This window comes from Vibrio sp. 10N.247.310.17 (assembly GCF_041466605.1).
In the GTDB taxonomy this organism is placed as follows: Bacteria; Pseudomonadota; Gammaproteobacteria; order Enterobacterales; family Vibrionaceae; genus Vibrio; species Vibrio tasmaniensis_A.
This window is the reverse complement of record NZ_JBFSTC010000004.1, coordinates 76588-88689: the sequence shown is the minus strand read 5'-3', so window position 1 is coordinate 88689 and position 12102 is coordinate 76588. Positions and strand designations below refer to the sequence as shown.

Annotated in this window: 15 protein-coding genes and 1 pseudogene; 13 read left to right on the top strand and 3 right to left on the bottom strand. The window is 44.2% G+C overall.

Annotated elements, in window-relative coordinates; genetic code table 11:
• The first annotated feature begins 7 nt into the window (after positions 1–7).
• From AB6D80_RS02595 to AB6D80_RS02560, 8 genes are all read left to right on the top strand, one after another.
• Entirely contained in the window at positions 8–526 is a 519-nt protein-coding gene (locus AB6D80_RS02595) for a DUF2271 domain-containing protein (protein ID WP_372045836.1), read from the top strand.
• A gap of 113 nt (positions 527–639) precedes the next feature.
• Positions 640–1476: a DUF4198 domain-containing protein gene (locus AB6D80_RS02590; protein ID WP_017102108.1), complete on the top strand. Its 837-nt coding sequence runs from the start codon at positions 640–642 to the stop codon at positions 1474–1476.
• Positions 1477–1591: 115 nt separating this feature from the next.
• Positions 1592–1927 (top strand): hypothetical protein, encoded by a 336-nt coding sequence (locus AB6D80_RS02585; protein WP_017102109.1) that lies wholly within the window; start codon positions 1592–1594, stop codon positions 1925–1927.
• Complete coding sequence (locus AB6D80_RS02580; RefSeq protein WP_372045835.1) at positions 1924–2520, top strand: DUF6162 family protein; 597 nt, start codon at positions 1924–1926, stop codon at positions 2518–2520. Before AB6D80_RS02585 ends, AB6D80_RS02580 begins: the two co-directional genes overlap by 4 nt.
• Before the next feature lie 124 nt (positions 2521–2644).
• Positions 2645–3580, top strand: a complete 936-nt coding sequence (locus tag AB6D80_RS02575) for a metal ABC transporter solute-binding protein, Zn/Mn family (protein ID WP_029222760.1) — start codon at positions 2645–2647, stop codon at positions 3578–3580.
• Positions 3580–4314, top strand: coding sequence for a metal ABC transporter ATP-binding protein (locus AB6D80_RS02570; protein WP_372045834.1), 735 nt, complete (start codon positions 3580–3582; stop codon positions 4312–4314). The genes AB6D80_RS02575 and AB6D80_RS02570 overlap by 1 nt, the downstream gene beginning before the upstream one ends.
• Positions 4314–5189: a metal ABC transporter permease gene (locus AB6D80_RS02565; RefSeq protein WP_012600593.1), complete on the top strand. Its 876-nt coding sequence runs from the start codon at positions 4314–4316 to the stop codon at positions 5187–5189. The genes AB6D80_RS02570 and AB6D80_RS02565 overlap by 1 nt, the downstream gene beginning before the upstream one ends.
• A 2-nt stretch (positions 5190–5191) precedes the next feature.
• Positions 5192–6115 (top strand): ABC transporter substrate-binding protein, encoded by a 924-nt coding sequence (locus AB6D80_RS02560; protein ID WP_372045833.1) that lies wholly within the window; start codon positions 5192–5194, stop codon positions 6113–6115.
• Between the two features lie 129 nt (positions 6116–6244).
• On the opposite strand, the gene AB6D80_RS02555 is transcribed toward AB6D80_RS02560, so the two are convergent.
• On the bottom strand, positions 6245–6454 hold the full coding sequence (locus AB6D80_RS02555; protein WP_135384378.1) for a DUF2986 domain-containing protein: 210 nt from the start codon (positions 6452–6454) through the stop codon (positions 6245–6247).
• Between the two features lie 93 nt (positions 6455–6547).
• Here AB6D80_RS02555 and AB6D80_RS02550 point away from each other — a divergent pair, with 93 nt between their 5' ends.
• Positions 6548–6943, top strand: a complete 396-nt coding sequence (locus AB6D80_RS02550; RefSeq protein ID WP_372187675.1) for a nitrous oxide-stimulated promoter family protein — start codon at positions 6548–6550, stop codon at positions 6941–6943.
• A gap of 119 nt (positions 6944–7062) precedes the next feature.
• On the opposite strand, the gene AB6D80_RS02545 is transcribed toward AB6D80_RS02550, so the two are convergent.
• A complete protein-coding gene (locus AB6D80_RS02545) occupies positions 7063–8460 on the bottom strand; it encodes an MATE family efflux transporter (RefSeq protein WP_372066637.1) in 1398 nt (465 codons plus the stop codon).
• Between the two features lie 50 nt (positions 8461–8510).
• Here AB6D80_RS02545 and AB6D80_RS02540 point away from each other — a divergent pair, with 50 nt between their 5' ends.
• The 3 genes from AB6D80_RS02540 to AB6D80_RS02530 all read left to right on the top strand — a co-directional run bounded on the left by AB6D80_RS02540 (position 8511) and on the right by AB6D80_RS02530 (position 10406).
• Positions 8511–9404: a helix-turn-helix domain-containing protein gene (locus AB6D80_RS02540; protein ID WP_135384376.1), complete on the top strand. Its 894-nt coding sequence runs from the start codon at positions 8511–8513 to the stop codon at positions 9402–9404.
• Positions 9405–9548: 144 nt separating this feature from the next.
• Positions 9549–9899 carry a transcriptional regulator gene (locus AB6D80_RS02535; RefSeq protein WP_371726753.1) on the top strand — a complete coding sequence of 117 codons (351 nt, stop codon included), beginning with the start codon at positions 9549–9551 and terminating at the stop codon, positions 9897–9899.
• 171 nt (positions 9900–10070) lie between these two features.
• Complete coding sequence (locus AB6D80_RS02530) at positions 10071–10406, top strand: winged helix-turn-helix domain-containing protein (protein ID WP_012600601.1); 336 nt, start codon at positions 10071–10073, stop codon at positions 10404–10406.
• A gap of 153 nt (positions 10407–10559) precedes the next feature.
• On the opposite strand, the gene AB6D80_RS02525 is transcribed toward AB6D80_RS02530, so the two are convergent.
• A complete protein-coding gene (locus AB6D80_RS02525) occupies positions 10560–11711 on the bottom strand; it encodes an MFS transporter (protein WP_012600602.1) in 1152 nt (383 codons plus the stop codon).
• On the opposite strand from AB6D80_RS02525, the pseudogene AB6D80_RS02520 reads away from it, so the two are divergent.
• Positions 11711–11919: pseudogene (locus AB6D80_RS02520) on the top strand (hypothetical protein). The gene AB6D80_RS02525 and the pseudogene AB6D80_RS02520 sit on opposite strands and share 1 nt — an antisense overlap.
• The last annotated feature ends 183 nt before the right edge of the window (positions 11920–12102 follow it).

Sequence of the window (12102 nt, the reverse complement as noted above, 5' to 3'; positions counted from 1 at the left end):
GTTAAACATGAAAAAAATGAATTGGAGTAAGGCTCTTCTCGCTCTATCTCTTTTGCCTGGTCTCGGTATGGCGCAAGCGATCCCTGATACGGCAAAACTTGATGTTAGTTTTGAGCTTCCAAAAATCGACACCTCTATGTATGCGCGTCCTTATGTGGCGGTTTGGGTAGAGAACAGTGACCGAAAGTCAGTGAAAACCATTGAGCTTTGGGTCGGTAAAGACGAATGGCTAAAAGACTTACGCAGTTGGTGGAGAAAAGTTGGCCGTTACGATCGTGAACTTGTCGATGCTGTGACTTCTGCAACACGCCCAGCTGGTCAATATCGTTTCGTTTGGGATGGCAAGAGTGACAGCGGTGAAACCCTTGAACAAGGTGAGTACACGGTGCATGTCGAAGTCGTTCGTGAACACGGTGGCCGTAACTACCTGCGCCAAAAAGTATCACTGACAGATTCAAACGCCTCTTATGAATTAAAAGCAACGGAAGAGACGGGGAAAATTATCTTGAGCTACATTGCAAAATAATTAACACGTCGGATAACACAAGCTGTGCTTTACAAGCGACAGAAAAATCAAAGATTGGAATCGTAGGCGCCATTGAGCGACACGGTTAAAGATTACAAATAATGGAATTGAACATGATGAAACAGACAAAAATAAAGGCGCTTGCTCTTGCAGGTGTAATGGCGTTCGGTCTAGCAGCAACGACGACTGCGCAAGCTCACCCTCGTTGGGTTTTGCCTTCTCATTTCACCGTTTCTAAAGAAGGTGGTGACTGGTTAACATTTGATGTGACGGCATCCCACGGTACGTTTGTTTTTGATAAGCCTGCAGGAAGTGATAAAGCATTCGTTATCATGCCTGATGGTCGTAATGAGCGTCCTAACTTCGTTGTAAAAGGCAAGCGTCGCTCAATGTTTGATTTCTATTTTGAGGAAGAAGGTACACACAAAGTAGCAATCAACAACGAACCAACGTACTGGACACAGTACAAAGCGGGTCGTCGTGACACAGTAAAATGGATTAAAGCGACTAAAGCTGAGCGTGATGCCTTATTACCTGAAAAATCACGTGACGTGGTAACTCAAGTTGGTTTCACTCGCGCAGAAAGTTACATCACAGTAGGCAAGCCAACGGATTCAGTTTTCAAAATTGAAGGCAAGCTTCTTGAAATGAAGCCTGTTACACACCCTTCAGACATCGTTGAAGGCGAACCGGTGACATTCCAATTCTTCTACAACGGTGAAATCCAGAAAGACGTGAAAGCGGAAATTACTCGTGAAGGTACGCTTTACCGCAATCACCAAGAGCAGATTGATGTAGTGAGCGATGAAAACGGTGAAATCACGTTTACTCCAGACGTAGCGGGTCGTTACGTAATGAAAGCGAACTACAAAGGTGAGTTGGTTGACAACCCACTGGCAGACAAAGCAAGTACGAATGTGCACCTGACATTCGAAGCATTGCTTCAATAGTCGGTTTTATCGGGAGAAAGCTCCTGATTATTAGATAAAAAAGACAAGGGCTCATTAGAGCCCTTTAACGGTCAGTATACCACTGAAAATTTGTAACGTGGCGAGGGTACGAACGATGAAAATAACAATAAGAGCAAACACCATAATTGCTCCGTGCTTAGCTCTGGGGCTTGGTTTAGCGGCATTACCTGCGCAAGCACACTTTCCATTGATGAGCTGTTGGTTTGAAGGCAAAACGGTTGCCTGTGAGGCAGGTTACTCTGATGGTAGTAAAGCGATAGATTACGCAGTCGCGATGTACGACTATGAAGACAACTTGATAGCGAAAGAGATGACGGATAAACGCTCTATTGTCGAATTTCCAAACCCAAATTCTGAGTTTTACCTCGTGTTTGATTCAGGTCACGAGTTTCCTGTTGAAGTCGACGTTGTAGAGATCAAAGAAAAATGATGATTCAAAGTGTACGCGCTGACACAGGCGGAAGAGAGGGCAAGTGGGTTGGCCTAATCATTATATTCATCCTTTGTTTTGCGACGGTTGCTATTCCGTTTAATCAAGCAGAATCTCATATCGAAGTGACCCTTGATCACCAAGTCTTAGTGACTGATGTTGAGCAAGAAAACTTGGCGATGCTGTCAGAACTCCGTTTGGCTCATGAAGAGATTCGAGATCTTCGCATGGACTTAGACGGCGAATGGCCAAGCGTTGTGTCACTTAAAGATGAATGGGTTGCGCCATTTGTTGAAGACCGGAGTTGGAAGCGCAAAGGTTCTCATGCTTGGCTATTGGACGAGCGTGGTTATTACTTTTCTACGCCAAGTGAATACGCTACACCAAGCGAACAAGCTACGCCAAACACTCATGGCTTCGCGGACTCCTTTATTTTGAACGCGAACAGTGTTTCTCCGGAAATCTGGATTTTCTTTGGTGGTGTCGCAAGCCAACCTACTCAATTTGATGAAAACACATTGGAATCTGCAGGCTGGAAACTGGTGGTGAACGAGTCAGAAATATCTGAACAACATGACGCTTCTTCTCATTAAGCAATGTTTCAAACCTTAGGTTCTCATCAGCAATATGTTCAAAAAGAAGATGTTCACAAAATCAAAAAGCTTACGGACTAATCAGCTCATTGACCATAAGTTCACAAATAATAAGAGATTTACTATGCGATTCATGACTCTATTGATGTCGTTAATGGCGGTGCTATCGACACCCAATGCATTGGCAAAAGAATACACAGTCGACAGCGACAAGTTGACGATAGGTATTACCCTACAGCCTTACTATAGCTACGTAAAAGCTGTGGTAGGTGACAAAGTGAACATCCTTCCTTTGGTTGATGCTGGCTTTAACCCACATAACTACTTACCACAACCGAATGACTTGAAGCGATTGAGCCAGATGGACGCAATCGTCGTAAACGGTATTGGCCACGATGACTTCGCACTAAAAGTCATTTCAGCTGCGCAACGTGATGATTTAATGGTTATTGAAGCGAACAAAGAAGTACCTCTACTTCCTGCATTAGGCCAGTCTGTTGGCCAAGGCGCGGTGAACCCACATACGTTTGTTGGACTTTCTACAACAATCCAAAAGGTGTACACCATCGCGAGTGAAGTTTCTAAACTCGATCCAGACAATGCAGCTTTTTATCGTAAGAATGCACGTAAGTACGCCAAGCAATTTCGCTTTATGAAGCGTGATGCGATGTTGTCATTAGGTGAACTCGATACATCAGGTATGAAAGTGGCGACCACGCACAATGCTTATGGCTATATCCTTCAAGAGTTTGGTGTGGATGTTGCAGCGGTGATTGAGCCTGCACACGGTGTTGAACCAAGTGCGAGCCAACTGCAAGATACGATCGAGAAAATCCGCGCATCAGGCATTGATGTTCTGTTCTACGAGCTAAACATGCCAAACCGCTTTGTTGACACGATTGAAGCAGAAACAGGCGTTCAGCTTTACCGTTTCTCTCACATGACGCACGGTGAGTATCAAGACGATAAGGTAGAAGTTGAGATGAAGAAGAACTTAGAAACGTTAATCGAAGCCATGAAATTTGCTGCGGCTAACCAGGCTAAAAGTGGGAAGGCGTAATGCAAGGTCCATCGATTTCAATTAACCAACTCGGTCTGCAATACGACAATAACGTGATTCTTGATGATATCACGCTAGAGCTTAAAGCGGGTGAGTGCCATGTGATCATGGGGCCAAACGGCGGTGGCAAAACCTCATTGCTGCGTTCAGTTCTCGGTTTGACGCCTTTTTCTGGTCAAATCAATATTCATTGGCCAGAAAAGCCAAGCATTGGTTACGTTCCTCAAAAAGCGACCTTCGAATCGAGCTTACCTCTGACGGTAATGGATTTCGTCCTGCTTAACCAAACTCGAATTCCGCTGTTTTGGCGTCGTAAGTCTAAGCAATTGGATCTTGCATTAGCGCAACTCGACCGTGTGGGAATGGCGACTCGTAGCGACCGCCGTATGGGTCAATTGTCGGGTGGCGAGCAGCAACGTGTGTTGTTTGCTCAAGCCTTATTGGATAACCCAAGTTTATTAGTGTTGGACGAACCCACTACCGGCATGGATGAACAAGGCGTTCGTTATTTAGAATCGCTAGTTCGTGAATGCGTTAATGAAGGGCGTACCATTCTTGCTGTTCACCATGATGTAACCGCAGTACGTCGTCTTGAAGCGAATGTACATGTTGTGAATCGATTCTTGGTGGATAGTGGTCCACATGAACAAGTACTACACCCTACTAAAATCGAGAGTCTGTTTCAGCACTATAGCAGTGGATCTGCCATCCCCAAATCGAAGGAGGTTGCGTAATGGAGTGGTTACGACAACTTGCCATTAGTGGCGTTGAAGCGGGTTGGTTATCAGACAGCTTCATGTATGCGTTTATGGTGAATGCACTGGTTGCCGCATTGTTACTTGGCCCGTTATTAGGTGGCCTTGGTACTTTGGTGATTGCTAAACGCTTGGCATTCTTCTCTGAAGCGGTAGGTCACGCAGCATTAACCGGTATTGCCATTGGTGTTTTGCTTGGTGAGCCACCAGAAAACCCAATTATTGGCTTGTTTAGCTTCTGTATGATCTTCGCTTTGCTTCTTCACTTTGTAAGAAACAGAACCAATGTGCCATACGATACCTTAGTCGGTGTTTTTCTAGCGCTAGCATTGGCAGTAGGTGCGGCATTGCTGATGTACGTGGCGCGTAAGATCAATATCCACATGCTTGAGAACGTGTTATTTGGCTCGATTCTCACGGTAACAGACCAAGATTTAGCAATTCTCGCAGGCAGCTGCGCGCTCATCATTTTGCTCTTGATACCGACGTTCAACCGTATTCTTCTCACTTGTATTAGCCCGGATATTGCCAAGGTGCGCGGCTATAACACCAGCTTCTATGACTACCTGTTTGTGATGATGATTACTTTGGTGACGATTGCCGCGGTGAAGATCGTGGGTGCCGTTTTGGTTGGCGCGTTATTACTGATTCCGGGTGCGACGGCACGATTGTTGACTAAACGCATGGGGAGCTTTGTTTTGCTTTCTGCGTTGCTGGCAACCATCGCGTGTTTAGTCGGAACGGTATTACCGATGGAACTTAAACTGCCTGTGCCGTCAGGCGCTTCAATAATCATCGTTTCTGCAACGTTTTTCCTAGCGGCAACGCTATACCGAATTATAAGAAAGGCATAACCATGACTCCTTTGATGAATCGTATTTCAAGCTCAGTAAAAACAGCGGCTCAAGTGGGTGTACTTGGTAGTGTGTTAATGGCTGGATCTGTGGTGTCGCTAAACGTGAACGCAGAAGATATCTTAACGAGCACACCTGTGACTTATGCATTGGCAACAGAGTTAACCAAAGGCACTGACATTACCACTGAATACCTACCACCAAAACGTTACGGTATTGATCGCTTACCTAACTGGTTTGGCACTAAGGGTGAAAGCAAGGTGCTTAAGTCAGGAGAGAAGGCGACCGTTGCGTTAACGCTGTCATCTATTTGGCAAGCGGATCCTACATTTGTATACGCAAGGCAAGGCAATATCCGCTTGGTTGAGGTGGATGCCGCTCAAGCTATTACACCGCGCGCACAAGGTGTTGCCGCGTTGACGCTATCAAGTGGTGAAGTGTCTAAGTATGCTTGGTTAAATCCAACTAACCTAACGCGCATGGCCGCCATCGTGGCTGACGACTTTAAGTTGTTGTGGCCAGCGCAAGCAGAGACGATTGATCGTCATTTGCAGCGTGTGATGCTTGATGTTCGTGAACTGATTAACAAGCAACAAGCGGTATTATTGGATAACGATGTAGATTCAGTATTGTTGCTTTCAGAAAGCTTGGAAGATTTTGCTTCTGGCAGCCAACTGTTTGTTGAAGAACGTATGTTCAAAGCTGAACTGGAATGGACAGAACAAGACAAGGCCAAACTCAAAGCGATGTTTTCTGAAGATGACGCGCTATGGTTAGTTACAGCGAAAAAGCCTACGACTTTGATTAAGTCGCTGGTGCCTAATGAGCGAATTCTTGTAGTTGACTCGGTAGACCGCTGGGGAAGAGCAGGGATTAATGCAAAAGTGCCGTTCGCACGTTGGGAAGTTAAACCATTCAAAGGTTAATTGAATAGCTAAGTCGCTAGGTTAATACGGTAGGATCAAAAAAGCAGCCCAAATAGAGGCTGCTTTTTTTGTTCTTGTCTACAGGCTCTGATCTGAGCGCTGAGCAAGAGTATCTAGTGAGTCAAAAGATTACTCTGCAGCTTTTGTCTCTTCAGTTTCGATACCAGCTTCTACAGATCCTTCTGCTTGTTCTAGAGTGGCTTTCGCTTGTTCTTCAGCTTCCATTTTTGCGCGATCAGCTTTAGAAATATAGCGAGGCTTGTTGCTACCATGCAGTTTAGAATTCGCCTGTTTCTGTCTTTTCTTTAGAATTTGATTGATTTTTTTCTTACGGTTCATTGCTGCATAGCCTTGTATTTAGTTTATGCGGTGGAGGATAATCATTTTAGATCTAGAACTCAACCTGTACGATCTCTCATTAGGTAATTAATCATGTTCCAACATAACAACATTCTACAAGGCGAACTCGAGACGGAGTACAAAACCGTTATTGCGATAGTGCACATCTACTGCAAAGATCACCACGGTGCGGTTCGTCAGAATAACGCGTTATGTGAAGAGTGTGAGCAACTGTTGCGTTATGCAGAGACACGACTTGATAGATGCCCTTATGGCGAAGCAAAGCCGACCTGTAACAAGTGTCCGATTCATTGTTATAAGCCTGATCCTAAAGAGCAGATGCGTTTAGTGATGCGCTATGCAGGGCCAAGAATGCTACTTAAGCATCCGATTTTAGCAATACGACATTTGATTCATGAGAAACGTAAAGTGCCAGAGAAGCCACTGCCGAATGTGTCTAATCGCCATATCCGAATGAACAAGAAGTAACTGGTGCTTTAAAGTGGTCGCAGAAGAAACGAAAAGGTCTGATTGCTCAGACCTTTTGTGTTTCTGCTAACTGCCTTATCAGAAGGCAGTCTTGTAGAAAGAATACTTTATGTATAAAGCTATACCGCTTGAGGCTCGTCGTAGGTCACTGTGAGATTGTTGATCCAGCGTCGGCTTAAGTAACGGTGCGAGCATATTGCCAATTTCACCACTTCTTCTACTAACATCAGGCCATAGATGTATTTGAAGTCCCATCCTGCGACAAACGCGCCATAAACACACACTGGAATGCCCACCATCCACATCGCGATGAAATCCATGCGAAGGCAGAAAGCGTTATCACCACCAGCACGAATAATACCGTTAATGATCACCATGTTGAGCATACGAATCACCACTGCAAAACACATGATCATCATTGCTGGCGAAGCAAGCGGGTACAATGCATCTGTAGAAAGGTTTAACCATGATAGTACATGCTCTTTACCCATAAACAGTAGCAAGCCAACGACAGCGCCAAAGCCAACGACGGCTTTAATGAATGTTAGACCCATGCTCATAGCATCATCAAATTCATCACGGCCCAGCGAATGGCCAAGCAATACTGAACACGCCACCGAAATACCAAAGAATATTGAGTAACACAGCGATTCGAACGGTGCGAGCATCGAGAACACCGCAAGTTCAGTCGTGCCCATGTGACCAAAGATCATTTGATATGCCATTGTGCCCATTGCCCACAACACGGCATTCATCGTTAGCGGCAACGCAATACGACGGTAAGAAAGCCACAGTGATGGACGGTGTGGTGAGCTTGGGGTGGTTAGCAGCCAGTGTTTACGAACACGCATGTAGCTATACATTAAGCCCACTTGAATCAATCGCGCTAAGGTTGTCGCCAATGCAGCACCCGCAACGCCCATTGCTGGAATGCCGAAAGCCCCTTTAATTAGAATGAAGTTAAGTGCAATGTTGAGTGCAATGGTAACACCACCTAGCAATAGTGGGATTACGGTGTCACCTGATGAGCGCATGCTTGCTTCTACCACTACAACAATGTGAGTTAGAAGTAGAACAGGGAACCCATACCATAGGTAAGTCGCTCCAAGCTCAATCACGGTTTGATCGCTAGTTTGCAACATCATTAAAATCTGAGAACCAAGAGTGATGATTGCTGTAACAGGCAGCAGAACTTTTAAACCAAACACCATCGCGATGGATGATACTGTTCGTGCGCTTTTTCGGTCATTCTTTCCCCAGTATTGAGCGACTAATGTACCGTTTGCTGAGGCCAACCCTGCCATAATCATAATAGCAACGAAGTGCCATTTTGATGCAATTCCCACAGCGGCTGCTGCTTCCATACCAAAATCACTGACCATCAAGACGTCAGCAAGGGCAAGAATAGCAACCAGCGCACTTTGCAAAGCAACAGGCAAACCAAGTTTAACTATACGAGGTAATATGCTCTCTGGCTTGTTATTCATAGATGAGTTAGGGTTGATGTTAGTTGTCATAAGCTCTCCGATTTATGGCAGAACTATAGTGATTTGAGCGAAGTAACAACATGTTTAAAAAACAACAAAACCTGTGCGAATCCGTCATTGATACCATGGAGCCTAAATCAACGTGGCAAGATGATGTTTTTCTCGCGGAACATTGCAAAGAACGTTTTTTGACCGTTGAAGATATCCCAGAGATGAAAAGCTTTGGTGTCTATATGGGCGGTATGGCAAAACTATACGATGGTTATTGGGTTGAGCGAGAATCCGTTAATGTTCATACGTTGATTTTCACTATGGAAGGTGGCGGCATTCTAACAACCACGACATCAGTACAAGCGATTACACCGTATACGCTGGTGGTTCTTCCTGCCGGAACCCCATTTCGTTTTGAACTCGATCCGCAATATAACTATTGGAAAATGGCGTGGATGTTGACTCCCGATACTAAGCAGTGGCAACACATAGCAAGTTTAGGTCAGGGGATTGTGCCTTTTGGAGAGTGTGAGCAGATCTGGTCATTAATGAACTTGGTTTACTTTGAGATAGGGGGCCGAGCCAGTTACCGTAAGTTACTCTTGAGTGAAATAGTCCGAACGTTGACGGGGTTTGAACCCAAATCAACAAGCACCACCGCTCGTGTTCAAGCGCTCTATAATGAGATTGAAAGTAGTCTGCATCAACCATGGACAGTAGCTGGTATGGCTCAAAGGGTGTTTATCAGCGAAGAGCAGCTTAATCGAGTTACCAAAACGCTCTTCGACCTATCACCACGCAGCAAGTTGATTCAACTAAGAATGGATAAAGCGACCAGTTTGTTAAAATACCAAGATTGGTCGGTGTCGATGATTGCCAACCGCTTGGGTTACAAAGATCCTTATAACTTCTCACATCGCTTTAAAAAGCATTTTGGTTTATCTCCAAGCCAATACCGTAAAAGCCATCGACTTCCCGGGTAGAGTTGGTAGTCCACTAAAAATTCGTTTCTTAGAACAATTCCACAAGATCAATTTTGCAGTAAATGTACGGTATTAAGTGATCTATCAATTTAGTATTTTTGTACCATTCGATAATATTGGAAATATCTTAAAAGACGACTGCTTATGAAACGTAAGGAATCCATACCAAAAATAGCGGATCACGTAGACGATTTTAAACTTCCGTCTAAGTGGGTTCTAAATAAAAAAGAGTTTCAATCTGGTACGAGGATCGTCCGAAATCAGGAGTGTGGCTCGATAATAGGGACGCTTGCTGAACCTCATCGTAAGGTTCTTTTTTACTTATATCAAAATAAAGGGCACGTGATCAGTAAGCGGGTTTTGAAGCGTGTAGGTTGGGCGGGGAAAGCCGTGACATCAGCTTCAGTATTGGTTGCTATCTACGAGATAAGAAGGATCTTAGACTGTCGTTGTATAAAAACGGTTTCTAACGAAGGTTATGTACTGGAGGATTAATTACCCTTTATTGATATCCTGTTCATATATTAATAATAAAAATTTAATCTCTTTACCGTATACGCTGCTTTCATTATCTTCGATTTTAAACGTCCACTTATAAGCGACGTTATACAAAAATGACTGAATTTAACTTTGTTGCTGGCTATATCGTAAGGGAACTGTATAAAAATGGACGCCTATCCTGTAATAGATACTCACCACTCTGAACACAACGTAATACTTGAACTCAACGGAAAAATAGTTGAACTCGACACCAAACTTATTCGCAATGTTGAAAACGGCTATGTTCTGGCTACCATGCCTTTAGCGTATCGTAAGATCATTCTGTTTATGAATCAAAACCGAGGGAAATTGTTCAGTGTCGGGCAATTGAAGAAGATTGGCTGGGAGAATGGGTCAGTCACTAACTCGTCAGTGATTGTTGCGATATCTGAGATCAGATCACTATTCGGGGATGGCCTAATCATTACCATTACTGGTGAAGGCTACATATTTCAGCCTTAACCTGAAGAACACCTCTATTTCTAGTATTGATGCTTTTTGTCGACTTTTGCTCAGAAGTCATCAAACAAAAAGAGCTCTTCGTTAGACGGAAAGTCATAACTAAGAGCTCTAGAGGCAACTATCCTACCTGAGGAGGATAGTTGCCATTCGAGCTTACTCGCCTGCAATCTGTAGAGGAGAGCGTTTTAAGCTAGCAATCAACATGTAGATCGTTGTAGCGAGTAAAGACGCGAACAGGTAAGTGAATAATCCCGCTTGTGAATCCATAAAGCTATCCGCGACCAATGGGCCAGCGACTGAACCGATGCTGTAACACAACAGCATAACCTGAGTCACTGACACTAGATAGCTTGGGTCTAAGTTACGACAACCCAAGTTAATCGCGATTGGGTAAAGTGCAAAAGTCGCCATACCTAACACAAACAAGCTCATACCAAGAACATAAAAATCATGGTTAATCGTTAGTACACCAATGCTTGCAACCCCTAGTAGGCAGAACAGAGCCATTAATAACACTTGTCCTATGTGGTGAGATAACCATGTCACCATCGGCTGAACAGCCATACCACCCATAATCACCAACGCCATCAAACCACCAATATCTTGGTGTGCGATGTTGCGCTGAGCGAGCTCTACAGGCATCAAGCCATAAATAGAACCCAGTGTTAATCCAGATACAATACAGCCAATCAAAGCGCTGTGGCTAAGTTTGCTGATTTGCTTTAGTGACAAAGACTGCGCATCGTGAATTTGTGGTGCTGTCGCTTGTCCGTACATCAACACAATGATTGCACCAAACAACAAGGTGAACATTGCAATGAAAGGTACGCCACCTGTAATACCAAGGTAACCGATGCCGAGTTGGCCAACGGCAGAGCCGCCGTATAGCGAACACATGTAAACGCCTAAACGTTTCGCGCGCTGAGATTCGTCACCGCTCATTAACCAAGACTCTACAATCACAAAGATACCTGCAACCGCTACACCAGCGACAAAGCGGGCTAATAACCATACAGCTTGATGTGGGATGAGTGGTAATACGAGGATCGTTGCGATAAAAATAGCCAGAGCGATAACAAACGCATCTCTGTGACCAACACGTGCGATCGCACGTTCAATCAATAACGTACCGGCTAAAAGCCCTGCATAGAATGCACTCGCCAACCAACTCGATAGATTTTTGTCTAAGCCATACTCAGACAACATTAATGGTAATGAACTCATTAAATAGCCTGAAGCGATCGCGTAAAAAGACAATGCAATAACCGGAACAGTTATGCGAGTTGTTGGTTGGATGTTGTCCAATGCAGGAGCCTCTAAATAGTGGAAGAAACGATGAATTTTCCGCGACTATGGGGGAGAAACTGAATTGGGTAAAACGAATAAAAATAGTCGTTAAGATAAAAGAAATTTATCGAGATCTTGAGCTAAAATACCATAGCGGAATTTACGATTTTTCGAGATTTTATGCGGTCAAAAAGCCACTAGGATTATGTTCATTATGGTTTTGTAAGCGATACAATCATCCGCGTAGGTCATCCGTGATGGTTGTTGAACATCACGATAATTCAAGCGAAGAAAGTTAAGCTCATTGGTGCTTTATGAACATACACAACGTCATTGAACAGGCCAGAGAGGAATGGTGTTGTGTTCAACTTGATGTTACAAATACCCGCGTAAAATGTTCATTCGTATG